Below are 23,256 nucleotides of genomic sequence, written 5' to 3' on the forward strand. Positions count from 1 at the left end.
AGCGAACGATGAAAAGCATAGTCATTCAACAGCCGAACCAGCTGGTCATTGAAGCGCGTCCACGCCCGCAGCCAGGCGCAGGCGAAGTGCGCGTCAAAATCACACTCGCCGGGATCTGCGGTTCGGACAGCCACATTTACCGCGGGCATAACCCGTTTGCGAAGTATCCGCGCGTGATTGGCCACGAGTTTTTTGGCGTGATCGATGCCGTTGGCGAGGGCGTGGATCCGTCCCGGTCAGGAGAACGCGTGTCGGTTGACCCGGTGATCAGCTGCGGACACTGCTACCCGTGCTCCGTCGGAAAACCAAACGTCTGCACCTCGCTGGTGGTGCTGGGCGTTCACCGCGACGGGGGTTTCAGCGAATATGCAACGGTACCCGCAAAAAATGCCTGGCGGATCCCGGATGCGATCCCGGATAAACACGCCGTCATGGTTGAGCCATTTACCATTGCCGCCAACGTGACGGGGCAGGCCAACCCTGGTGAACAGGACGTGGCGCTGATCTACGGCGCAGGCCCGATGGGGCTGGTCACCGTGCAGGCGCTGAAGGGCGTCGATAAGGTGAAACAGGTGATTGTGGTTGACCGCATAGACGAACGCCTGGCAATGGCCCAGCGCAGCGGCGCGGACTGGGTCTTTAATAACGGCGAGCAGTCGTTGCAGGCCGCGCTGGACGAGAAAGGCATCAAACCGACGTTAATCATTGATGCCGCCTGTCATCCGTCCATTTTACAGGAAGCGATAACCCTGGCCTCGCCGGCGGCGCGCATCGTGCTGATGGGCTTCTCCAGCGAACCGAGCCAGATTGTTCAGCAGGGCATCACCGGCAAAGAGCTGGCGATTTTCTCCTCGCGCCTGAACGCCAATAAATTCCCGGTCGTCATCGACTGGCTGACAAAAGGACTGATCGACCCGGAAAAACTGATCACCCATACCTTTGACTATCACCATGTAACAGACGCCATTGAACTGTTTGAGAAAGACCAGAGGCAGTGCTGCAAGGTCCTGCTCACGTTCAACCCAGAATAATTCACGCGGTGAAGAGCCCGCGAAGACGGGCTCTATGTGGTACGCATCTTACCTTTCAGAGATAGCCATTATGACGCAAGCACAACCTCAAAGAACCACCTCCGATCTGGTGAAAGCCGCCGTTTCAGGCTGGCTGGGCACCGCGCTGGAGTTCATGGATTTCCAGCTCTACTCGCTGGGTGCCGCCCTGGTATTTCATGAAATCTTCTTCCCGGAACAGTCCGCTGCGATGGCACTGATCCTGGCGATGGGAACCTACGGCGCAGGCTATATCGCGCGTATCGTCGGCGCCTTTATTTTTGGTCGCATGGGCGACAGCATTGGCCGTAAAAAGGTACTGTTTATCACCATCACCATGATGGGGATCTGCACCACGCTGATTGGCGTGCTGCCCACCTATGCACAGATCGGGATTTTCGCGCCCGTACTGCTGGTGACGCTGCGCATCATTCAGGGACTCGGGGCAGGGGCAGAGATCTCCGGGGCCGGGACCATGCTGGCGGAGTATGCACCGAAAGGTAAACGCGGCATCATCTCCTCGCTGGTGGCGATGGGGACTAACTGCGGGACGCTGAGCGCGACCGCTATCTGGGCCGTTATGTTCTTTGCCCTCGACCGCGAACAGCTGCTCGCCTGGGGCTGGCGCGTGCCGTTCCTCGCCAGCGTCGTGGTGATGATCTTTGCCATCTGGCTGCGTATGAACCTCAAGGAAAGCCCGGTCTTTGAGAAAGTGAACGATGCGCAAACCGCGCAGCCGGACACATCGTTAGGTGCCATGGTGAAAAGTAAATCTTTCTGGCTGGCGACCGGTCTGCGTTTCGGTCAGGCGGGCAACTCGGGTCTGATTCAGACGTTTCTGGCCGGTTATCTGGTCCAGACTCTCCTGTTCGATAAAGCCATTCCCACCGACGCGCTGATGATAAGCTCCATTCTTGGGTTTATCTCTATCCCGCTGCTGGGCTGGCTGTCCGATAAAGTGGGACGCCGTCTGCCGTACATTATCCTTAATATCTCCGCCATTATTCTGGCCTACCCGATGCTGTCGATCATCGTCGATAAAAGCTATGCGCCGGGAACCATTATGCTCTCCATCATCGTTATCCATAATTTCGCGGTACTGGGGCTGTTTGCGCTGGAAAATATCACCATGGCGGAGATGTTTGGCTCGCGAAATCGCTTTACCCGGATGGCTATCTCCAAAGAGGCGGGCGGTCTGGTGGCAGTGGGGTTTGGTCCGGTGCTGGCGGGGATCTTCTGTAACATGACCGGTTCCTGGTGGCCGATTGTGGCCATGCTGGTGGCTTACTCTGTGATTGGTCTGGTCTCGGCCTGCCTGATGCCCGAAGTGCGGGATCGTGATTTGAGCGCAGCGGAAGATGCTGCGGAGGCCACGCCAAAAGAGCCTGTGGCCTACGGCACGGTATCGTCACGGCGGTAATGGTACACAGCCTGCGTGACTTGTCACACAACTTTGTCTTTGTGTCACACCACCTGAACAAAAGTTAATATAAATCAAAATCTCAAATGGCAGTATCAGTATGGTGGATGGCAGAGATTTTTTTACCCCAACTGCCATTCTAGTTGGTGTAGTCAGCAGGCGCTGCCGCTTTATAACAAGCGGCAGCGATCCACAGCTTTCTAATTAACGAGTCTTAATCATGGAAAACACGTTATTACAGGCCAAAGCGACGCTGTCTCAGTACAATCGCGACAGCCTTAAAGCACGCATTGTTCATTTAGGATTTGGCGCCTTTCACCGCGCGCATCAGGCGGTGTATGCCGACATCCTCGCGTCTGATTATGGCAGCGACTGGGGCTACTGTGAGGTCAACCTGATTGGCGGCGAGCAGCAGATTGCCGACCTGAAGGCGCAGGATAACCTCTATACCGTAGCGGAGATGTCCGCCGATGCGTGGACATCCCGCGTGGTGGGCGTGGTCAAAAAGGCCCTGCATGCGCAGGTTGACGGGCTGGAGACCGTACTGGCAGCGATGTGCGAACCGCAGGTGGCGATTGTTTCACTGACCATTACCGAGAAGGGCTACTGTCACTCTCCCGCAACCGGGCAACTGATGCTCGATCATCCATTCATCGCCGCCGACCTGCAAAACCCGCATCAGCCGACGTCCGCGCCGGGTGTGGTGGTGGAAGCGCTGGCGCGTCGCAAAGCGGCGGGGTTACCGGCTTTTAGCGTGATGTCCTGCGACAACATGCCGGAAAACGGTCATGTGATGCGCAACGTAACCTGCTCCTATGCCCGGGCGGTAGACGGCGAGCTGGCGGACTGGATCGAGGCTAACGTCACGTTCCCGTCAACCATGGTGGATCGCATCGTACCTGCGGTCACGCCTGATACGCTGGATAAAATCGAACAGCTCACTGGCGTGCGTGATCCGGCGGGCGTGGCCTGTGAACCCTTCCGCCAGTGGGTGATCGAAGATAACTTTGTGGCGGGGCGTCCTGCGTGGGAAAAAGCCGGGGCCGAGCTGGTATCAGACGTCATTCCGTTTGAAGAGATGAAGCTGCGCATGCTTAACGGCAGCCACTCCTTCCTGGCTTACCTGGGGTATCTGGCCGGTTATCAGCATATCAACGACTGCATGGAAGATAAGAATTACCGCGTTGCGGCTCACGCGCTGATGCTCCACGAGCAGGCGCCGACCCTGAAGGTGAAAGGCGTCGATTTAGGACATTACGCCGATCTGCTGATTGCCCGCTACAGCAACCCGGCTCTGCGTCATCGCACCTGGCAAATCGCGATGGACGGCAGCCAGAAGCTCCCGCAACGCATGTTAGATTCCGTGCGCTGGCATCTGGTGCATCAGAAACCTTTCCCCCTGCTGGCGCTGGGCGTGGCGGGCTGGATGCGCTATGTCGGCGGAGTGGATGAGCAGGGTAATGCCATCGAGGTGAGCGATCCGCAACTGGCGGTGATTCAGGCGGCAGTGAAGGGAAGTGCTGAAGGGGAAAGCCGCGTGCGTGCACTGCTCGGCATTGAGTCTATCTTTGGCAAAGAATTACCGCGTGAGACGGTCTTTGTTGATGCGGTGATGACCGCGTACCGGTCTTTGGTGCAAAAGGGCGCGAAAGCTACCGTGGCGCAGTACGCGTCTCAACGGTAATTCAGTACATGCCGCCGTGCGCGGCGGCATGTCAGCGCACAACTTAGTGCATACCCAGACGAATCAGCTCAATCGGCTCGAACTTACCTTCGCATCCTTCCACTTCCACCGTTTTGCTGCGGCGCACCTGCGCGGCATCCAGCCCGTCGCTGTGGATCGCTTTAATCACGCCAGTTTTGCCTGTGCCGCTAATCATCACGCGGCTGCCAGTGGTAATTGCATTGCGGTTACGGTCGTATGTCATCATGGTATTTTCTCCTCTCTAACTTATCCGTTACGGCGGTATTTCAGGTTTCACCGTTCACGGGGCATATAAATACGCCTGTCTGCAAGTGATGTTTTTGTTTTTGATCAAAGTCACACTTTTTTCTTAATGACATGAGGTGCTGACGGTTCGCGACAGCAATTTACAAAGCAGACCGTTATTTTCATTTATTGATAGTTTCAACATGGAAGCGTTTAGGATTGGTTTATATTCCTGCTGCCATTCTGGGTACAGGAAATAACCCTTTCATCGTAATAAGGAGTCAGGCTTATGTATAAGAACATTTTGATGCCTGTAGATGTGTTTGAAATGGATTTGAGCGACAAAGCGGTTCGCCACGCGGCAAGCCTTGCAAAGGCAGAGGGGGCATCAATTACCCTGGTCAACATTCTGCCTGCCAGCAGTCGGTCTCTGCTGCGCGGATTCAATGCCGATATCAAAAAGTTTGAAGAGTATATGACCGCTGAATCCGCGAAGAAAATGAACGAATTAAAAAGACTGTTTGATATTGCCCCAGAGAATATTCACAGCATGGTTCGTTTTGGCAACGTTCGCGATGAAATTATCAAGCTGAGCAAGGAGGGGAAATACGATGCGATTGTCATCGGGTCGAAAAACCCGAGCATCACCACCCATCTGCTGGGATCGAATGCGGAATCCATTCTGCGCTACGCCACGATTCCGGTGTTAGTCGTTCGCTAAACCCAACGCCGTGCCCAACAGGGTGCGGCGAATATTATTCCTCGCTAAACCACTCGCTGTTTTCCTGACGAATAAGCTGCACGGATTCGCTGATTTCCTGCAAATGCAGCGTCATCGCTTTCTCCACGCCGTCCGGGTCGCGTTTTTCCAGCGCGCTGAAAATATCGTGATGCTGTCTGAGCAGCATTTCCGGCGGGGAGACGTGATCGAGGCTCATATAACGCACGCGGTCTATAGTGGCCTTGATGTTCTCAATGGTATCCCAGGCCAACTGACAATCCGCTATTTGTGCCAGTTTCTGGTGGAATTCATCATCGAGCTGGAAGAAATCGTTGAGCTGTTTACGGTCGATCGCTATACGCTGCTGATGCAGGTTCTGCTCCAGCAGGTAACACTGGTTATCATTGATAAGCGTTGCCGCCCGGCGGGCGACCGCGCATTCAATAGCCTGGCGAACGAAACAGCCGTTACGCACCTGAGAAAGTGAAATTTTGTTTACGTAGCTGCCGCGCTGCGGGCGGATCTGAATCAGGCCGTTTTCAGCAAGCTTAATGAACGCTTCACGCACCGGCTGACGGGAGACGTCAAAACGCACCGAGACCTCTTTTTCAGAAAGCGGCGTTCCCGGCGGAATCAGGCAATGGACAATATCACGTCGCAAAATGCGATAGATTTGCTGGTTTACGGGCTGGGTGGGATTGAGTTGCGATTCAGCGGCCATGAGTTGTCATTTGTCAGAGAGTTAGCCTGAACATACTACCATTCTTTTCGAACCCGAAACAGACCCGGCCCGCAGGCCGGGTGGGGCTTATTTAGCCACGATGGACGCTAAGTCCGGCAAAACTCTGGGTGACTGGCATCATTTCCACGGTATTGATGTTGACGTGCTTAGGCAGCGTCGCCACCCACCAGACCGCTTCAGTGACATCTTCCGGCGTCAGCGCGTTAGCATTTTCGTAGGTTTTATCCGCTTTCGCATCGTCACCCTTGAAGCGCACGTTGGAGAATTCGGTGCCGCCCACCAGACCCGGCTCGATATCGGTAACGCGAATGGCGGTGCCGTGCAGATCGGTGCGCAGGTTCAGGCTGAACTGACGGACAAACGCTTTGGTCGCACCATAGACGTTGCCGCCCGCGTAAGGCCAGCTCCCGGCGGTAGAACCAATATTGATAATGTGACCGCGATTACGCTCAACCATGCCCGGCAACACCGCGCGAGTCATATAGACCAGCCCTTTGTTGTTGGTGTCGATCATGTTTTCCCAGTCTTCAACGCTGGCTTTGTGCGCGGGCTCCATGCCCAGCGCCAGTCCGGCGTTGTTGACCAGCAGATCAATGGCGCGCCACTCGGCAGGCAGGTTAGCAATCATCTCTTCAATGGCTGCGCGGTTGCGCACGTCCAGCTGTGCGGTCAGGATGCTGTCACCTAATTCGTCTTTCAGCTCCTGCAGGCGCTCCTGACGACGGCCCGTTGCAATCACCTTGTGCCCGTTGGCGACGAAGCGACGCGTGATGCATTCACCAAAACCCGCCGTTGCCCCGGTAACTAAAATAATCATCTCACTGTTCCTCAACGCTTTTTGTGTTGTACTAACATAGCACGGCCGCAGAGGGTGCGTTAAGGCAACATTTGTATGACAGCATTGCAGGTGATGGCGGCCTGGCCTACTCTGGGAAGATATCCGTTCTGAGGAGTGAAAGATGACGGCCACGAATCCTTTTTTTGAAATCAGTCTGTTGCCTTACCAGGCCCCCCATTTTGATCAGATTAACGACAGTCACTATCGTCCGGCGTTCGATGAAGCGCTGCGTCAGAAGCGGGCGGACATTGATGCGATTGTCTCGCAAACCGCCGCGCCAGACTTCAATAATACCGTGCTGGCGCTGGAGAAAAGCGGCGTTATGCTCTCGCGCGTCAGCAGCGTCTTTTTCGCCATGACCTCTGCGCATACCAATCCGTACCTGCAAGAGTTAGAGGAGCAGTTTTCCACTGAACTTGCCGCGCTGGCGAATGACATCTGGCTGAATGACACACTTTTCGCCCGCGTTGAGAGCGTCTGGCAAGATCGCGGCGCGCTGGATGCCGAGTCCCGTCGGCTGGTCGAGGAGACGTACCAGCGGTTTATTCTGGCCGGTGCGCGTCTGAATGAGACAGAAAAAGCCGAGCTGAAGGCGCTGAACACCGAGGCAGCCTCCCTGACCAGCCAGTTTAACCAGCGTCTGCTTTCCGCAGATAAAGCGGGTGGGCTGGTGGTGGATTATGCGCATCAGCTTGAGGGGCTCAGTGCAGAAGAGATCGCCGCCGCCGCGCAGGCGGCCGCGGAAAAAGGGCTTAACGACCGCTGGCTGATCTCGCTGCTGAATACGACTCAACAACCTGCGCTCTCTGCGCTGCGCAATCGGCAGACGCGTGAAAACCTGTTCAACGCAGGCTGGACGCGTACCCAGAAAGGGGATGAAAACGATACCCGCACGCTGATCCTGCGTCTGACGGCGCTCCGTGCGCGTCAGGCTCGCCTGCTGGGCTTTGAGGATTACGCCAGCTGGAGTATTGCCGACCAGATGGCGAAAACCCCCGACGCCGCGCTGGCTTTTATGCGCGGCATTGTGCCTGCCGCCCGTGCCCGTGCGGAGCGCGAACAGGCCGATATTCAGAAAGTGATTGATGACGAGCAGGGCGGTTTCACCGTGCAGGCCTGGGACTGGGCCTTTTATGCCGAGCGCGTGCGCCAGGCGAAATATGCGCTTGATGAGTCGCAGATCCGGCCCTACTTTGCGCTCAATACCGTGTTGCATGACGGCGTCTTCTGGGCGGCCAGCCAGCTGTTCGGTATCCGCTTCGTGGAACGCTTCGATATTCCGGTTTATCATCCGGACGTTCGCGTATGGGAAATTTTCGACCATACCGGTGAAGGGATGGCGCTGTTTTACGGCGACTTCTTTGCCCGCGATTCCAAGCAGGGCGGAGCCTGGATGGGCAATTTCGTCGAACAATCTTTTGAGTTTTCTGCCCGCCCGGTTATCTACAATGTCTGTAACTACCCAAAACCGGGTAACGGGGGCACCGCGTTACTCTCCTGGGACGACGTAATTACCCTGTTCCACGAGTTTGGGCATACCCTGCACGGTCTGTTTGCCCGCCAGCGCTTCGCCACGCTGTCCGGTACCAATACGCCGCGTGATTTCGTTGAATTCCCGTCGCAGATCAATGAACACTGGGCCAGCCATCCTCAGGTATTTACCCGCTACGCCCGTCACTATGAAACCGGTGAACCGATGCCGGACGCGCTGCGGGAAAGCATGCTCAACGCGACCCATTTCAACAAGGGTTATGACATGACGGAGCTGCTGGGTGCGGCATTGCTGGACATGAACTGGCACGCCATCAGTGAAGCCGTATCTGACGTCGAAGCCTTTGAAACGGCTGCGTTGAAAAAAGAGGGGCTGGACCTGCCCGCGGTACCCCCGCGTTATCGCAGCAGCTATTTTGCCCATATCTTCGGCGGTGGCTATGCGGCGGGGTATTACGCCTACCTGTGGACGCAAATGCTGGCAGACGATGGCTATCAGTGGTTTGTCGAGCAGGGCGGGTTGACGCGTGAAAACGGACAGAAATTCCGCGAGGCGATTTTGTCGCGCGGGAATAGCACTGATTTAGGTGAACTTTACCGGAGCTGGCGCGGGCACGATCCGAGGATTGAACCGATGCTGGAGAATCGTGGGTTAAGTGAATAGTGTCCATTTGGGCTGAAAAAAAGAACCGGGCGTGAAGCCCGGTTTTTTATACCCTTTAATCAGCGATATTTTAGCATGCTTTTGAAAGATAACGGGTGAAATTGAACGCGCCGATAAAAGGATTTTTTATTAATAGGGACAAAGCGCTACATTCGAGAACTGTTAATAATTTGATCTGGGTTGTAAGAAATAAAATCTTCTTTCAAATGTCTTTTTTAATTCTAAATTTTTGCCCTTTTATGCCGATAAATGAGGATAACAAAAAAATCGACGTTATAGCAGTTAAGAAGGCGAAAGATGACCCTACCTCTGACCACTCCTGGCTTTACGGATGCTGAGCATTCTAAGAGGCTGATAAATAAAACCTTTACCTATGTTGTAACGTTGCTGATCGCTATTTTTGCGGCGGCAATAATTTCTTTGTTGATAATAAAAAATAATGTTAATGAAATCAGCGATTCGCATGATGATTTCTTACTAAGAAAAGCGTTAGATACCCGACAGGAGAGCATCCGTAGCCATTTGAAAGACTATGCCGAGTGGGGGGATGCCTACAAACATCTTCATCAGAATGTTGACATGCACTGGGCATGGGATAAGCAGAATCTTGGCAAGTCTCTGTATGATAACTTTGGCTATGAGGGGGTGTTTGTTCTCTCTCCGGAAGGCGCCACGCGCTACAGCGTGATTTCAGGGAAACGGATACCTGAAGATCTGGAGCGTTGGTTGGGTCAATCCACAAAAGACCGTTTACTCAGTGAACTGAGCAAAAAAAAGGGGGTGCCGGTGTCCATGCTAACGCTTATCGACGGCATACCGGCCATTGTTTCTGCTGAATGGATAACAACGGGTGATGATTCGAGTGTGCAACCGTTACCGGGCAGGCCTTCAGTCATGGTGTTTGTCGACAAATTAACGGCTAAAAAACTCCTTGCGATTGGGCATGATGCCGCCATCAAAAATGTTCGCATTTCACCCAATGAAGTGAATAATCAGACGTCATTGACCATAAGCACGCCAAATGGTGATGTGCATATTTTATGGGACAGTGAAAATCCTGGCCAGGCGCTGATCGTTTATTTCCTGCCATTACTCATTCTTTCCGTACTGCTGACAATATCGATGACGGTGATCCTTATGCGTCATATTATGCACAAGGCGAGAATTCATGACGAAAATGCCTTTCTCCTTGAGCAGGCACGGTTGAATCTTATCACCAGTGAAAAACGATTCAGGGATGTCAGTGAAACAACCAGCGACTGGTTCTGGGAAACTGACTTATCGTTAAAGATTACATGGCTATCAGGTCGTTTCTCCACGGTAACGGGATATGAACATAGTCAATGGATCGGCCGCAGGCTGGATGAGCTCTTTCCGTCGACAAGTCACTTACTTCATGATCGTGTCCGCCACCGGGAATTAACTGGACGCTTCGAATTTAAGAATTGCCCTTATATTAACTATCAGCAATCCACGTCCTACTGCACGCTTCTGGCTAAATTTTCTTCTCAGCCTGATGGTTCGGTGGTTTTACGGGGCGCGGCAACAGATGTCTCTCTGGAAGTGGAAGCAACTAAACGTGTGGAATTTCTGTCACGGCATGATGAATTAACGGGGCTTCCAAACCGGTATCATATTAAGGAGTTTCTGGCGGGCCGGTTAGCGAATGAAGGCGTCAATAATTATCCCTTTGCAATGATTTGCCTGGATCTGGACAAGTTCAAACCCGTCAATGACATTTTTGGGCATTCCACCGGCGACGCTCTGCTTGGCGAAGTCGCCTTACGTCTTAAAAGCTGTATTCGGAGCGGTGATTTTGTTGCACGACAGGGCGGGGATGAATTTATGCTGCTCCTCGGTAACACCAGCCAGACAGACCAGATTGAAGAGGTGTGCCAGCGCATCGTGTCAGAACTCAACCGTCCTTTCACCATTGATGGCAATGATGTGACAATAGGGGTAAGCATGGGGATTGCACTGGCCCCACAAGACGGCAACAGCGCAAACGATCTTCTGCGCTATGCTGACATTGCGCTTTACCAGGCAAAACAATCCGGGAGAAACCGATGGGTCTATTATCGCCAGGATATGTCGGAAAAGCTGACCGAACGCAGAAAACTCGAACTGGAGCTGAAGACCGCCATTCGCGAAGACCAACTCTATCTGGTTTATCAACCGCGTTATAACCTCCGATATTCGAAAACAGATGCCGTCGAAGCGCTGGTCCGGTGGCAACACCCGGATCGAGGAACCATGATGCCCGATCAGTTTATCCCGTTGGCTGAAGAAACAGGGCTGATTATTAGCCTCAGCAACTGGGTCATTCGTAAAGCGTGTACGGAGGCCAAAGATCAATTGCCGGGGTTATCGGTATCAGTCAACATTTCGGCTATTGAATTCCAGGCGAGCGATCTGGCTGAAAGAGTAAAAGAAATTCTTCACGAAACGGGACTTGAACCCACCAGGCTGGAAATAGAAGTGACTGAAAATGTCACGCTTTCCGATCCAGAAAAAACGTTGCACACCATGAAAGCCCTCAAAAAAATGGGCGTACGGATTCTGATCGATGATTTCGGTACCGGCTATGCCTCTCTGAGCTATCTTCGAAAGTTTCAGTTTGATGGGCTAAAGCTCGATAAAAGCTTTATTTTTACCTTAGCGGATTCGCCACAGAACCAATCGGTAGTCGAGAAGATAATCGATTTGGGTAAAGCCTATTCCATGGAAGTGACCGCTGAAGGAGTGGAGACCAGCGAACAGCTGGCTTTTCTTAAAAAAAATAAGTGTGATGAAGTTCAGGGATATTTACTTGGTAAACCCGCTGCCATTGCCGATCTCAATTTAAACGCCAACCTGGTGAATACATAAACGCGTTTTTGCATCTTCCGCGCCCCCTGGGACAGGGAAGCGTCAGCGAAAAAAAAACCGGGCTTTTCGCCCGGTTTTTTATCTTACGACCAGCACAGGGCATTTTGCGTGGCGCACCACTGCCGCCGCATTTGAACCTAACAGATACGTTGATATGTCAGGCTTATGGGAGGCGATGATGATCAGGTCGGCGCCGATCGTGTCCGCGAGTTTTAGGATCTGATCTTTTGGCGATCCCGTAACGGCGTGCGTCTGCACCTTTTCTGGCGGAATTTTAAATTGCTTAACGATTTCATCCAGTTTTTCTAAAGCCGCATGCTGGAACTCTTTTAGCTTCGGCATCTCCACGGAGTAGGGCAGGCCTAAAGATGAATAATAAGGTAGCGAAGGAATGACCGTAAGAAAATGGACTTTAGCTGTGTTAAGTGCGGTATGAGCCTGAACGAAAGGAATCACCATATGCGTCAGGCTATCTTCGGAAATATCAATTGGAACCAAAATTGAATTGTACATTTGTCCCTCCTGAGTGTTTTTTACACAATTCAGGTTAGACCGTTAATTCCAGGAAAACAGAGAGCAGGTTGTCATAACGGAGACAAATTTCGGTTCTGTGATAGCTATACAGGCGAACGTTCCCGGCATGGGGTCAATGACGCGTTCAGCCTGTCGTGACGATGAACATCCTGGCCTGCTGGGCTAGCTGGCGTTCAGCCTTAATCGGCGCATACTTTTCTGAATGATAGAAAGCAAGCGCCTGATCTAAAGTCGGGAATTCAAAAATGCCAGCATAGGGTAACGGGGCTTCATCGCCTTCGAGTACTTCTGCAACCGAACCAAAATGCACAATTTTCCCTCCCGCTTCCTCTAACGCTAATGTGAAGCGGGGGGCAAGGCTGGCCTGTCGCGCAGGGTCAATAATACGTAAGTTGATGTGGACGAATGCGGGCATCACTGTTCCTCAAATCTGATTAATAGTGTATATACAGTATTTGAGATTGTATTGATTGTCGAGATGAAAAGATGAACAACATCGATGTGGCGCTGCTGAAGACCATTCCGGAAGTCTGTCCTGTGTTTCAGGCGCGAGCCACTGCCCGGGCTATTACACGCTATTACAACGCCTGCTTAAGACCGTTTGGTCTGACCGCAGAGCAGTTCAGTCTTTTGGTTGGGATCGGAGGTGCACCCAATGAAACCGTTGCAGAACTGGCCGCAAGGGCGGGGGTAGATGCCACCACGCTGAGTCGAAATATAGGTAGTATGGTGTCCCGCGGCATTATCGACGCGGTGGGAGGCCGGGGGCGTGCCGGTAAACGACTCACCCTCACAGCAGAGGGCTGGAGCCTGCTCGAACAGGTCATTCCGGTATGGAAGGCAGCGATGGAAGAACTGTCCCATCAGATGGGGAGCGAACAACTTAGCCTGACGACGAATATGATGAGAAGCCTGGGCAAAGCCACTGCTTCTTTATGACGCGATCCGCGACAATCCGTACCTGCGACGCGACGTACCAAACCGCGCAATGCCGGGTATACTACGTTTTAATTTTTTCAGGCGACCCTTTGTAAAGGCAGGCAGTATGTCTCTTCGTTCGCTGCGGGCGTTATGCCTGACCAGTTTTTTCATTGCGGATGTCCGCGATGGCCTCGGCCCTTTTCTCGGTATTTTTCTCACCGAACGTCACTGGACGCCTGATGATATTGGTATTCTGATGACGGCGGGTGGGCTGGCGGGTTTACTGGCCACGCTCCCGGCGGGATTCATCACCGACACCTCCCGAAACAAACGCGCTGTACTCGCGCTACTTTGCCTGTTGATCACCCTGAGCACGCTTCTGCTCTGGTTTAGCCAGCAGAGCGGCGTTGTCGCCGTTTCACAAATTATCACCGGCATCTGTGCGGCGTTTGTGGGGCCATTGATCACCGGAATTACCTTAGGGCTGACCGGCCAGAGTGGGTTCAGCGCGCAGATGGGCAAAAATGAGGCGTTTAATCATGCGGGCAATTTTATGACCGCACTGATGGCTGGTGGCATTGCCTGGTACTGGGGCGTCGGCGGAATTTTCCTGCTGATGACCTGTACGACGTTGCTAACGTTGTGTGCGCTGCTTGCCATTCGCAATAAGGATATCGACAACAATGCCGCGCGCGGGTTGTCCTCTTCAGCGAACCTGCCTGTTCCGGGCTTTGCGGTGCTGATTAAAAACCGGGCGCTGTTTGTTACCGGACTGACGCTGCTCCTGTTTCATCTGGCGAACGCTGCGCTGTTACCGATGCTCAGCATGAGGGTTGCGGCGGCACCCGCCTCAATCAACCCCGGCTTGTATGCAGCGGGCACTGTCATTATCTCTCAGGCCGTGATGATCCCCGTCGCCATTTGGGTCGCACGGAGAATAGAACACTACGGCTACTGGCGATTAATTATGCTGGCGCTGCTGGTGATGCCGGTGCGTGCGGCGCTGGCGGCGTCCACGGACGCGCCGTTGATGATGATCCCGGTGCAAATTCTCGACGGGCTGGCCGCAGGCATCCTCGGCGTCGTGGTACCGTCGTTTATTGTTGTGCTGTTGCGAGGGAGCGGGCACGTCAATGCCGGGCAGAGCGTGGTGATGTTGATGCAGGGCGTTGGGGCATCGATGAGCCCGGCGCTAACCGGCACGATAGCAGGGCATTACTCCTTTGCGACGGCATTCAGCGTGCTGAGCGCGATTGCGCTGGTGGCCGTCCTGCTCTGGTGGCGCGTTGCTCACCGAACCTGGGAAACAGACAGTACGCCGGGTGGGGCATAGCCGCCACCCGGCGTCATACTTATGCCAGCTCGTTAGGGCAGGTTTCGCCTTTTTCCAGCTGCTGCAGGTTACCCAGCGTGGTTTCTGAAATGCTGATCAGCGCTTCAGCCGTCAGAAACGCCTGGTGACCGGTAAACAGGACGTTATGACAGGCAGACAGGCGGCGGAACACGTCGTCCTGAATCACATCGTTAGACTTGTCTTCAAAGAACAGATCGCGTTCGTTCTCATACACGTCCATCCCGAGCGCGCCAATTTTCTGGGTTTTCAGCGCTTCGATAGCGGCCTGAGAGTCAACAAGGCCACCACGGCTGGTGTTGATGATCATCACGCCGTCCTTCATCTGGTCAAACGCCGCCTGGTTCAGCAGGTGATAGTTTTCCGGCGTCAGCGGGCAGTGCAGGGAGATCACATCAGACTGCGAGAACAGGGTCGGCAGGTCAACATATTCCACGCCCATCTCCAGCGCCGCGGCGCTTGGATACGGATCAAACGCCAGCAGACGCATGCCAAAGCCTTTGAGGATCCGCAGGGCAGCGACGCCAATTTTCCCGGTCCCGATCACCCCTGCGGTTTTACCGTACATGGTAAAGCCGGTCAGCCCCTCCAGCGAGAAGTTGGCATCACGGGTGCGCTGATAAGCGCGGTGAATACGACGGTTGAGCGACATCATCATGCCAATCGCATGTTCCGCGACGGCTTCCGGGGAGTAGGCCGGAACGCGCACCACCTTCAGCCCCAGCTCTTTCGCCGCATCGAGATCCACGTTGTTAAAGCCTGCACAGCGCAGGGCGATATACTTCACTCCCTGTTTTTTCAACTCTTCCAGCACCGGACGACTGCCGTCATCGTTAACAAAAATGCAGACGCCTTCACAGCCGTGCGCCGTTTTGGCGGTTTTTTCGGACAGCAGAAAGTCGAAAAATTCAAGCTCAAACCCGTAAGCTTCGTTAACATGTTGCAGATACTTTTTGTCGTACTGCTTTGTGCTATATACCGCGAGTTTCATAAGACTTTCTCCAGTGATTTTGCATTCACGTTAGCATGATTAAAATTATCTTACAATTTCTAAAATATTATTGAATTCAATAAGTTCTATGAATTATTCTAGAGCATCTTGTTACCCTAACTCCATGATATTCTTAATGCCAGAAACATCAGGAATCGGGTGGATTTTCAGGCAGAGATGGAGAGTAATGTATGCCGTTACAACTGGAGTTGTCTTTATCCCCGCCAATGTTGCCTGCCTTGTACTATTTCATTATATCTATTGCGTTTTTATTGTTGCTGTACAGAGGTAAACTCAAAGTTGAAAGAGCTAGAAAATATCCTCTTTTCATTGCTTACACCTTGTTTGTGTTAGCCAGTGCTGCCATACAACTCAACGTGTTCGCCAATGGCCAGGACTTTGTGAGCGGTTTTCTGCATATCAACTTTGACCCATGGCGGTATGACTCCGTGTATTGGGGGTCATTAATATTTGCCATGCTTTACCTCCTGGCGATACCTCGTAACAGGTACTAGCTTCGCAACTTAACGCTACAGCTTCTATCCTTAAACTTGCCTTTGGCTTCAATTGACCCGCTAAACATGCGACAATGTTCAGCATCGTCGGCTTAATTCTTTCGCTAAATCAGGATATTAACTGCCCATGAAGGGTAAATACAAAGCCGCACTTGCGCTTTTACTGCTGTTCATTTTATTGCCGCTGACGCTGCTGATGACGCTCGCTCAGTGGGTACCGACGCTTGCCGGAATCTGGCTTCCCGTCGGGACGCGTATCGCTTTCGAAGAGAGTCCTAAACTGACTCGTCATGCGCTGGTGATCCCCGATCTCCGCTATCTGGTTGAAGAGTGCGAAATTGCTCGCATTGAGAACGTGACGCTGTCACATCCGAGCCGCTGGCAGCTGGATATCGGCGCGCTGGATCTTAACTCCGTCTGCCTCAGCAAAATTCCCCAATCCGCGCCGTCGACCGTTGCCCCCAAAACGCTGGCGCAGTGGCAGGCGGTATTACCGAATACCTGGCTGACCATTCACCGTCTCACCCTCTCGCCCTGGCAGCAGTGGCAGGGTGAGCTGAAGGCCTCGCTGACCCCGTCCAGCCAGGAGATAGCCTATAAAGGCGAGCGGGTGAGCATTCAAGGAACGCTTCGCGGCCAGACGCTTTCGGTCAGCCAGTTCGATGTTCAGCTACCCGATCAGCCGCAGCCCATTAAACTGGTGGGGGAGTTCACTCTGCCGCTGGTGCCGGATGGCGTGCCGGTAAAAGGCCACGCGGTGGCGACCTTTAACGTGCCACAACTGACGTCTCTCGTCGATGCCGATCTGGACTGGGAAGACAACCGTGGACAACTGGTGGTGATGGCGCGAGACAACCCTGATCCACTGCTCGATCTGCCGTGGCAAGTTACGGCGGAACAGCTGAACATCAGCGACGGGCGCTGGAACTGGGATCTGTCCGGTATGCCGCTGAGCGGACGCGTTTCGCTTCGCGCCGATAACTGGCAGCAGGGGCTTGAGAAAGCCACCCTGACCGGGCGTTTGAACGTGCTTACCCATGGTGATGCGGGGAAAGGCAACGCGGTACTCAATATTGGGCCAGGCAGGCTCAGTATGGAAAACAGCGACATGCCGCTGCATCTCAGCGGTGAGGCGAAGCAAAACGACCTCATTCTTTATGCCAAATTGCCGGCAACACTGACCGGCAGCGTATATGAACCGCAACTCGCCTTTGAACCGGGCGCACTGCTTCGCTCGCGCGGGCGCATCATTGACTCGCTTGATATCGATGAAATCCGCTGGCCGCTGGCAGGTGTGAAGCTGACGCAGAAGGGCGTGGACGGGCGGTTACAGGCTATCCTGCGTGCCCATGAAAACGAGATGGGCGATTTTGAACTGCATCTGGACGGGCAGGCGAACGACTTTTTACCCGACAGCGGTCTCTGGCAGTGGCGCTACTGGGGAAAAGGGAGTTTTACGCCGATGCATGCCCGCTGGGATGTCGCCGGGAAAGGCGAGTGGCGTGACAAACTCATTGAGCTCACGGCGCTCTCCACCGGTTTTGACAAGCTCCAGTATGGAACCATGGAGGTCAGCACGCCGCGTCTGGTGCTGGATCAACCCGTGCGCTGGTTCCGTGACGCCGAAAAGCCGACGTTCAGCGGCGCGCTGGCGCTCAATGCCGGGCAAACCCGTTTCTCCGGTGGCAGCACGCTGCCACCGTCGGTGCTGACCTTTAGCGTCGACGGCACCGATCCGACGGTGTTCCAGTTTAAGGGCGACCTCCATGCAGAGAAAATTGGCCCGGTACAGGTGAATGGTCGCTGGGATGGTGAACGTCTTCGCGGGCAGGCCTGGTGGCCGAAACAGTCGCTCACCGTGTTCCAGCCTCTGATCCCTCCGGACTGGAAAATGACGCTGCGTGACGGGGAACTCTATGCGCAGGTGGCTTTCTCGGCGGCGGCCGATCAGGGCTTTGAGGCTGGGGGGCACGGCGTGCTGAAAGCCGGTAGCGCCTGGATGCCGGATAACCAGATCAACGGTGTCGATTTTGTGCTGCCGTTCCGCTTCAGCAAGGGGACCTGGTCCCTGGGCACGCGCGGCCCGGTTACGTTGCGTATTGGCGAAGTGGAAAACCTGGTGACCGCGCGCAATATTACCGCCGATCTACAGGGCGATTATCCCTGGACGGAGGACAATCCGCTGCTGCTTACCAACGTGAAAGTGGAAACCCTCGGCGGGAAGATTACGATGCAGCAGTTGCGGATGCCGCAGCACGATCCGGCGCTGCTTCGCGTGGACAATATCTCGTCAAGTGAACTGATCGGCGCCGTCAATCCTAAACAGTTTGCCATGTCAGGCCCGGTAAGCGGGGCGCTGCCATTCTGGCTGGACAATGAAAAATGGATCATTAAAGATGGCTGGCTGACCAACCCTGGCCCAATGACGCTGCGTATCGACAAAGATACGGCGGATGCCATCGTGAAAGATAATATGGTTGCGGGTGCCGCGATCAACTGGCTCCGCTATATGGAAATTTCTCGTTCGTGGACAAGAATCAATTTAGATAACCTGGGTGAATTAACCATGCAGGCGACCATCAAGGGAACCAGCCGTGTGGATGGCAAAAGCAGCTCCGTCAACCTGAACTATACCCATGACGAGAATGTCTTTACCCTCTGGCGCAGCCTGCGTTTTGGAGACAACCTGCAAACCTGGTTTGAGCAACACGCGGCGATACCCGGTCTCCGCAGTTCGACTGGCAAGGAAAGTGAGGAACAACAATGAAAAAGATGGCTGGTGTACTCACCGTTGCCGTTGCTGCGCTACTGACCGGCTGTACGCCGCGTATTGAAGTCGCTGCGCCGAAAGAGCCGATTACCATCAATATGAATGTCAAAATCGAACACGAGATCCACATTAAGGTCGATAAAGACGTTGAAACCCTGCTGAAATCGCGCAGCGATCTGTTCTGAGGATGCCATGAAACGTTTAGCTCTGATTCTACTGGCTCTGGGGATGAATGCGCAGGCGGCTGCGCTGACCTTAAATGATGCCCGGGCGCAGGGGCGCGTGGGGGAAACACTCAGCGGGTATATTGCCCCGATCCAACAAGATGCTGAAACGCTGGCGCTGGTAAACCGTATTAACGCGGCACGCACCGAGAGCTATCAGAAGCTGGCCGACAGCAATAATTTACCGGTCGATGAAGTGGCGAAAATGGCGGGGCAAAAACTGGTTGCCCGTGCGCAGCCGGGCGAATACGTGAAGGGAATTAACGGTAAATGGCTGAAAAAATAGCTAGCGGTGGCGCTTGCGGTATTCACCGGGCGAGACGCCAAAACGCTGCTTAAAGGCCGTTGAAAAATGGCTATGGTCGGTGAATCCCCAGCTGTAGCCAATTCCCGCCAGCTTTTCATCATCCCCGGCAGAGCGCAGCACCTGCGCACAGAGATCCAGCCGACGGTTTTTAATGTACTGCGCGACCACCAGCCCCTTCTCGGCAAACATGCGGTAGAGGCTGCGCACGGACATCCCGCTCTCGGCGGCAATCCACTCCGGGCGCAGAGAGTCAGACTGAATATGATCGTCAATCAGCGCCACGACATGCTGGAACTGGCGTTCCTTGCGCGGCTGAATCACGTCGCGTTGCTGAAACGCGGGGCGCAGCAGGCAGACCATGGCTTCGAGCGCGGCTTCGCTCTCCCGGTCACTCAGGTCGGCGTTGTTCATGCTTTCCATCAGCAGGCGATGGCTCAGCTGTACCGTTGGCAGCGAGCGAGAGAGGGCGAGCGCGCAGCTAATCTCATGGAAACGACACTGTTGCTCAATAATCTGGCGGGGTACCAGCAGCGAAATCTGGCGGGATTTTTCCTGCCAGTTGATTGAGCAGGGCCGGGAGGCGTCAAGCAGCGTGATATCGCCTGTTCGGAGCACAGTGCGACGGTCATCCTGTTCAATTTCCGCACTGCCCTCAAGCTGGAAGACGGTATAGAACCAGGCATCATTACTCTGTTTGATCTCCTGACGGGAGCGGAACAGATTTACGCCGCCGGCGGTGACGGTGCTGAGCTTCAGGCTGCGCGCATAGCTGGTCTCCAGTTCGCCGACGAATTTTCCCCCGGTGGGCTGTGCATTAAAACGCCCGCACACCTGGTTAATCTGCGCCAGCCACTGCTGATACTGTTCCTGCTCGCTTGCACACGCCATCGTTTCTCTCACTGCACCGTCAATGTTTTCGCATTGTTGCATTTATGTTGCGTTTTGTCAGAGCTCTGGGCTGACTATAGGAAAGAACACTCATCGGGAACAGCGATATAAGGTGGAATTATCACGATTTGCGGCACCTGTCACAGGTGGCAAAGCGAATGTCACAGAGACAAAAGCGAGAATGCGAAACCCCTCTTAGACTGGATGAACACCCTGCGAATAATAACGAAGGAGTATCCTATGTCTGAATCCCAGGTGGCTATTCAGCCTGCCGTGCAGCAGTTTTTAGACCGACATCATGGCCTGTGGATTGAAGGGCGTCAGGCCGCGTCGGACAGCGAAAAGCGGCTCAACGTCTATAACCCGGCCACGGGCGAGGTGATTGCCTCGACGGCCGATGCCAGCGTCGATGACGTTGACCGTGCCGTCATGTCCGGCTGGCGTGCTTTTGTTGCCCGCAGCTGGGCCGGAAAATTACCGGCGGAGCGCGAGCGGATCCTGCTCCGTTTCGCCGATCTGGTTGAACAGCACAGCGAGGAGTTGGCCCAGCTTGAAACGCTGGAGCAGGGGAAATCGATTAACATTTCCCGTCTCTTTGAAGTGGGTTGTACCCTGAACTGGATGCGCTATACCGCCGGGCTGACCACCAAAATCGCAGGCAAAACCCTCGACCTTTCTATTCCCCTGCCACAGGGGGCGCGTTATCAGGCATGGACACGTAAAGAGCCGGTTGGCGTGGTGGCCGGGATTGTGCCCTGGAACTTCCCGCTGATGATTGGGATGTGGAAAGTGATGCCTGCGCTGGCGGCGGGGTGCTCGATTGTCATCAAGCCATCAGAAACCACGCCGCTGACCATGCTGCGCGTGGCGGAACTGGCCAGTGAAGCGGGCATTCCGGACGGGGTATTCAACGTGGTGACCGGGAGCGGCGCGGTGTGCGGCGCAGCGCTGACCTCGCATCCGCATATTGCAAAGGTGAGCTTTACCGGCTCAACGGCGACGGGCAAGCAAATTGCCCGCGCGGCGGCAGATACCCTGACAGGCGTGACCCTGGAACTGGGGGGCAAAAACCCGGCTATCGTACTCAAAGATGCGGACCCGGCGTGGGTGATCGAAGGCCTGATGACCGGGAGCTTCCTGAACCAGGGGCAGGTGTGTGCGGCGAGTTCCCGTATCTACATTGAAGCGCCGCTGTTTGACACGCTGGTCAGCGGCTTCGAACAGGCGGTGAAATCCCTGAGCGTCGGGCCGGGTATGTCCCCGGAAGCATTTATCAACCCGCTGGTGTCGCGTGCGCATTGTGACAAGGTGCAGACTTTCCTCGATGAAGCGCAATCTCGCCACGCAGAGCTGATTGTCGGTAACCGTGGCCCGGAAGGGAAAGGCTATTACGTTTCGCCGACGCTGGTGGTCAACCCGGATGCCGCGCTGCGCTTAACCCGCGAAGAGGTGTTTGGCCCGGTGGTCAATCTGGTGCGCGTTGCCGATGGTGAAGAGGCGCTTCAGCTGGCAAACGACACCGAATATGGCCTGACCGCCAGCGTCTGGACGCAGAATATCAGCAAGGCGCTGGAGTACACCGACAGGCTGCAGGCGGGCACCGTCTGGGTAAACAGCCATACGCTGATCGACGCCAACCTGCCGTTCGGCGGCATGAAGCAGTCCGGCACCGGTCGCGACTTTGGCCCGGACTGGCTGGACGGATGGTGTGAGACGAAGTCGGTTTGCGTGCGGTATTAAGAAACAAGCCGGGTGGCGGCTACGCCTTACCCGGCCTACTTTCTCTGGTTTTGTAGGCCGGGTAAGCGCAGCGCCACCCGGCATTATTCAAAGCGACCACCGATCCCGCCCGGCCTCTTTCGCCCGATAAAGCGCCGCATCGGCGCGGGCGATTATTTCGGTGCCGGCTAACCCCTCCGTCATGCCGGCAATCCCCATGCTCACGGTCACATGGTCGCTGACCGTCGAGGCGCCATGCGGTATGGCCTCCGTGCGCAGCCCGTCCTGAATACGCATGGCAACCTTTTCTGCGATGTTTAGCGGGCAATTGAAAAGGATCACCACAAACTCCTCGCCGCCGTAACGTGATACGACGTCGTCCGGCGTTCGTACCGACTGCTTCAGCACCCGCGCCACGCGCGTCAGACAGTCATCACCCGCCTGATGGCCGTAGGTGTCGTTGTAGCGTTTGAAATAGTCGATATCCAGCATAATCAGCGAGAAAGGTTTCTTCTGCTCAACCGCATTTTCCAGCACCACCTCCATTCTCCGGCGGTTGGCGGTTTTGGTTAGCGGATCCTGATGCGCCAGCGCATCCAGCCGTGAGATCAGCAGTTGATTTTGCTGATTACGACGCCAGGCTTCATCAAACCAGCTCAACAGGATAAAACGCCCGCAGATCAGGATCAGGGTAAACACGCTCCAGATGATGACAAAGTGAAGGTTGAGGCCATCGTTGAGTATCCAGCTTGCGACCGGCAGGGTGATCCAGAGCGGAAGCACAAAGGCGAGTAATCCCTCAGGGTAAAAGTAGAGCGCCGTTAACCCTGCGAGTAACAAAATCACGCACAGCGGCCAGACATGGGGCAGCAGCAAATAGGTAATAAACAAAAAACAGGATACCGACCAGATGGCGCTACAGATAAAGAGCACCACGCTGATACCCGCAATACGCCGCCAGGCCATCAGGATCAACGCGGCAGAGAGGATAATAATGCCGAGCATTGAGGCATCGACCAGGGTCGTCAGTTGCGGTATATGAGGATAAAGCGGATCGCTGGCCTTAAGCAGGACGTGTCGCAGCAGGATCATCACGGCGAAGCTGACGTTGACGAACGCCAGCCAGGGCAGGTTCATCGCCAGCCCATGCATGACCATCGCGTGGCGCGTCGGCCAGGTAGCGCGTTCCAGTGTCGGTTTTTTTCTTTTTTCCATAAAGCCCTTTCCCGTCCGGGGGATAAATCATGCAGGTGAGATATCTGTAACTATAAGCAAGCATGGACGATCCTCAAACGGCAGGGCAAAAAAAACCG

20 protein-coding genes are annotated in these 23,256 nt (G+C 54.5%); 12 read left to right on the top strand and 8 right to left on the bottom strand.

Translation table 11 applies throughout. The features are described from left to right. Window positions 1-8: 8 nt before the first annotated feature. The 3 genes from L383_RS17650 to L383_RS17640 all read left to right on the top strand — a co-directional run bounded on the left by L383_RS17650 (window position 9) and on the right by L383_RS17640 (window position 4,153). Entirely contained in the window at window positions 9-1,031 is a 1,023-nt protein-coding gene (locus L383_RS17650) for a Zn-dependent oxidoreductase (protein ID WP_023330305.1), read from the top strand. A gap of 70 nt (window positions 1,032-1,101) precedes the next feature. Beyond that, the gene (locus L383_RS17645) at window positions 1,102-2,469 is read left to right on the top strand and encodes an MFS transporter (RefSeq protein WP_014883677.1); all 1,368 of its coding nucleotides are present in this window, start codon (window positions 1,102-1,104) and stop codon (window positions 2,467-2,469) included. Between the two features lie 220 nt (window positions 2,470-2,689). Further along, window positions 2,690-4,153, top strand: a complete 1,464-nt coding sequence (locus L383_RS17640; RefSeq protein WP_023330306.1) for a mannitol dehydrogenase family protein — start codon at window positions 2,690-2,692, stop codon at window positions 4,151-4,153. A gap of 43 nt (window positions 4,154-4,196) precedes the next feature. Here L383_RS17640 and ydfZ read toward each other — a convergent pair whose 3' ends face one another. Then, on the bottom strand, window positions 4,197-4,400 hold the full coding sequence (gene ydfZ, locus L383_RS17635) for a putative selenium delivery protein YdfZ (RefSeq protein WP_014883679.1): 204 nt from the start codon (window positions 4,398-4,400) through the stop codon (window positions 4,197-4,199). A 288-nt stretch (window positions 4,401-4,688) separates the two neighbouring features. Between ydfZ and L383_RS17630 the strand changes: the two genes are divergently transcribed. Beyond that, window positions 4,689-5,120 (top strand): universal stress protein, encoded by a 432-nt coding sequence (locus tag L383_RS17630; RefSeq protein WP_014883680.1) that lies wholly within the window; start codon window positions 4,689-4,691, stop codon window positions 5,118-5,120. Between the two features lie 34 nt (window positions 5,121-5,154). Here L383_RS17630 and L383_RS17625 read toward each other — a convergent pair whose 3' ends face one another. Further along, window positions 5,155-5,841: a GntR family transcriptional regulator gene (locus L383_RS17625; RefSeq protein WP_014883681.1), complete on the bottom strand. Its 687-nt coding sequence runs from the start codon at window positions 5,839-5,841 to the stop codon at window positions 5,155-5,157. 91 nt (window positions 5,842-5,932) lie between these two features. Beyond that, window positions 5,933-6,679 carry a bifunctional NADP-dependent 3-hydroxy acid dehydrogenase/3-hydroxypropionate dehydrogenase YdfG gene (ydfG, locus tag L383_RS17620; protein ID WP_023330307.1) on the bottom strand — a complete coding sequence of 249 codons (747 nt, stop codon included), beginning with the start codon at window positions 6,677-6,679 and terminating at the stop codon, window positions 5,933-5,935. 142 nt (window positions 6,680-6,821) lie between these two features. Between ydfG and dcp the strand changes: the two genes are divergently transcribed. Both dcp and L383_RS17610 read left to right on the top strand, forming a co-directional pair. Next, on the top strand, window positions 6,822-8,855 hold the full coding sequence (gene dcp / locus L383_RS17615) for a peptidyl-dipeptidase Dcp (RefSeq protein ID WP_023330308.1): 2,034 nt from the start codon (window positions 6,822-6,824) through the stop codon (window positions 8,853-8,855). A 297-nt stretch (window positions 8,856-9,152) separates the two neighbouring features. Further along, entirely contained in the window at window positions 9,153-11,723 is a 2,571-nt protein-coding gene (locus L383_RS17610; protein ID WP_023330309.1) for a bifunctional diguanylate cyclase/phosphodiesterase, read from the top strand. Window positions 11,724-11,801: 78 nt separating this feature from the next. Here the strand turns inward: L383_RS17610 and uspF are convergent, their stop codons facing one another. Continuing rightward, entirely contained in the window at window positions 11,802-12,236 is a 435-nt protein-coding gene (uspF, locus tag L383_RS17605) for a universal stress protein UspF (RefSeq protein WP_023330310.1), read from the bottom strand. A 145-nt stretch (window positions 12,237-12,381) separates the two neighbouring features. Further along, a complete protein-coding gene (locus tag L383_RS17600) occupies window positions 12,382-12,672 on the bottom strand; it encodes a DUF1330 domain-containing protein (RefSeq protein ID WP_014883686.1) in 291 nt (96 codons plus the stop codon). Between the two features lie 71 nt (window positions 12,673-12,743). Between L383_RS17600 and L383_RS17595 the strand changes: the two genes are divergently transcribed. Together L383_RS17595 and L383_RS17590 are read left to right on the top strand one after the other, a co-directional pair. After that, window positions 12,744-13,196, top strand: a complete 453-nt coding sequence (locus tag L383_RS17595; RefSeq protein WP_023330311.1) for a MarR family winged helix-turn-helix transcriptional regulator — start codon at window positions 12,744-12,746, stop codon at window positions 13,194-13,196. A 106-nt stretch (window positions 13,197-13,302) separates the two neighbouring features. Further along, window positions 13,303-14,511 (top strand): MFS transporter, encoded by a 1,209-nt coding sequence (locus tag L383_RS17590; RefSeq protein ID WP_023330312.1) that lies wholly within the window; start codon window positions 13,303-13,305, stop codon window positions 14,509-14,511. A 19-nt stretch (window positions 14,512-14,530) separates the two neighbouring features. On the opposite strand, the gene L383_RS17585 is transcribed toward L383_RS17590, so the two are convergent. Continuing rightward, window positions 14,531-15,520, bottom strand: a complete 990-nt coding sequence (locus tag L383_RS17585; protein WP_014883689.1) for a 2-hydroxyacid dehydrogenase — start codon at window positions 15,518-15,520, stop codon at window positions 14,531-14,533. 642 nt (window positions 15,521-16,162) lie between these two features. On the opposite strand from L383_RS17585, the gene L383_RS17575 reads away from it, so the two are divergent. Genes L383_RS17575 through L383_RS17565 form a run of 3 tightly spaced genes read left to right on the top strand, consistent with a single transcriptional unit; the run spans window position 16,163 to window position 19,315 of the window. Further along, window positions 16,163-18,802, top strand: coding sequence for a YdbH family protein (locus L383_RS17575; protein WP_023330314.1), 2,640 nt, complete (start codon window positions 16,163-16,165; stop codon window positions 18,800-18,802). Beyond that, window positions 18,799-18,990, top strand: coding sequence for a YnbE family lipoprotein (locus L383_RS17570; RefSeq protein ID WP_014169918.1), 192 nt, complete (start codon window positions 18,799-18,801; stop codon window positions 18,988-18,990). The genes L383_RS17575 and L383_RS17570 overlap by 4 nt, the downstream gene beginning before the upstream one ends. A gap of 7 nt (window positions 18,991-18,997) precedes the next feature. Beyond that, the gene (locus L383_RS17565) at window positions 18,998-19,315 is read left to right on the top strand and encodes a YdbL family probable chaperone protein (protein WP_023330315.1); all 318 of its coding nucleotides are present in this window, start codon (window positions 18,998-19,000) and stop codon (window positions 19,313-19,315) included. On the opposite strand, the gene feaR is transcribed toward L383_RS17565, so the two are convergent. Further along, window positions 19,316-20,224, bottom strand: coding sequence for a transcriptional regulator FeaR (gene feaR, locus L383_RS17560; RefSeq protein ID WP_023330316.1), 909 nt, complete (start codon window positions 20,222-20,224; stop codon window positions 19,316-19,318). It lies immediately after the preceding gene. A gap of 240 nt (window positions 20,225-20,464) precedes the next feature. On the opposite strand from feaR, the gene L383_RS17555 reads away from it, so the two are divergent. Further along, window positions 20,465-21,964, top strand: coding sequence for an aldehyde dehydrogenase family protein (locus L383_RS17555; protein WP_014883694.1), 1,500 nt, complete (start codon window positions 20,465-20,467; stop codon window positions 21,962-21,964). A gap of 87 nt (window positions 21,965-22,051) precedes the next feature. Here L383_RS17555 and L383_RS17550 read toward each other — a convergent pair whose 3' ends face one another. Continuing rightward, window positions 22,052-23,158: a GGDEF domain-containing protein gene (locus L383_RS17550; protein WP_023330317.1), complete on the bottom strand. Its 1,107-nt coding sequence runs from the start codon at window positions 23,156-23,158 to the stop codon at window positions 22,052-22,054. Window positions 23,159-23,256: the final 98 nt, after the last annotated feature.

It is taken from the genome of Enterobacter sp. MGH 37 (assembly GCF_000534515.1).
GTDB lineage: Bacteria > Pseudomonadota > Gammaproteobacteria > Enterobacterales > Enterobacteriaceae > Enterobacter > Enterobacter kobei.

What these genes read in the sequence shown, in the direction of transcription:
- L383_RS17570 (WP_014169918.1), top strand. Translation starts at nt 18,799, where the DNA reads ATGAAAAAGATGGCTGGTGTACTCACCGTTGCCGTTGCTGCGCTACTG.
- dcp (WP_023330308.1), top strand. Translation starts at nt 6,822, where the DNA reads ATGACGGCCACGAATCCTTTTTTTGAAATCAGTCTGTTGCCTTACCAG.
- L383_RS17650 (WP_023330305.1), top strand. Translation starts at nt 9, where the DNA reads ATGAAAAGCATAGTCATTCAACAGCCGAACCAGCTGGTCATTGAAGCG.
- uspF (WP_023330310.1), bottom strand. Translation starts at nt 12,236, where the DNA reads ATGTACAATTCAATTTTGGTTCCAATTGATATTTCCGAAGATAGCCTG.
- ydfG (WP_023330307.1), bottom strand. Translation starts at nt 6,679, where the DNA reads ATGATTATTTTAGTTACCGGGGCAACGGCGGGTTTTGGTGAATGCATC.
- L383_RS17590 (WP_023330312.1), top strand. Translation starts at nt 13,303, where the DNA reads ATGTCTCTTCGTTCGCTGCGGGCGTTATGCCTGACCAGTTTTTTCATT.
- L383_RS17550 (WP_023330317.1), bottom strand. Translation starts at nt 23,158, where the DNA reads ATGGAAAAAAGAAAAAAACCGACACTGGAACGCGCTACCTGGCCGACG.
- L383_RS17640 (WP_023330306.1), top strand. Translation starts at nt 2,690, where the DNA reads ATGGAAAACACGTTATTACAGGCCAAAGCGACGCTGTCTCAGTACAAT.
- feaR (WP_023330316.1), bottom strand. Translation starts at nt 20,224, where the DNA reads ATGGCGTGTGCAAGCGAGCAGGAACAGTATCAGCAGTGGCTGGCGCAG.
- L383_RS17575 (WP_023330314.1), top strand. Translation starts at nt 16,163, where the DNA reads ATGAAGGGTAAATACAAAGCCGCACTTGCGCTTTTACTGCTGTTCATT.
- L383_RS17630 (WP_014883680.1), top strand. Translation starts at nt 4,689, where the DNA reads ATGTATAAGAACATTTTGATGCCTGTAGATGTGTTTGAAATGGATTTG.
- L383_RS17585 (WP_014883689.1), bottom strand. Translation starts at nt 15,520, where the DNA reads ATGAAACTCGCGGTATATAGCACAAAGCAGTACGACAAAAAGTATCTG.
- L383_RS17565 (WP_023330315.1), top strand. Translation starts at nt 18,998, where the DNA reads ATGAAACGTTTAGCTCTGATTCTACTGGCTCTGGGGATGAATGCGCAG.
- L383_RS17555 (WP_014883694.1), top strand. Translation starts at nt 20,465, where the DNA reads ATGTCTGAATCCCAGGTGGCTATTCAGCCTGCCGTGCAGCAGTTTTTA.
- L383_RS17645 (WP_014883677.1), top strand. Translation starts at nt 1,102, where the DNA reads ATGACGCAAGCACAACCTCAAAGAACCACCTCCGATCTGGTGAAAGCC.
- L383_RS17625 (WP_014883681.1), bottom strand. Translation starts at nt 5,841, where the DNA reads ATGGCCGCTGAATCGCAACTCAATCCCACCCAGCCCGTAAACCAGCAA.
- L383_RS17595 (WP_023330311.1), top strand. Translation starts at nt 12,744, where the DNA reads ATGAACAACATCGATGTGGCGCTGCTGAAGACCATTCCGGAAGTCTGT.
- ydfZ (WP_014883679.1), bottom strand. Translation starts at nt 4,400, where the DNA reads ATGATGACATACGACCGTAACCGCAATGCAATTACCACTGGCAGCCGC.
- L383_RS17600 (WP_014883686.1), bottom strand. Translation starts at nt 12,672, where the DNA reads ATGCCCGCATTCGTCCACATCAACTTACGTATTATTGACCCTGCGCGA.
- L383_RS17610 (WP_023330309.1), top strand. Translation starts at nt 9,153, where the DNA reads ATGACCCTACCTCTGACCACTCCTGGCTTTACGGATGCTGAGCATTCT.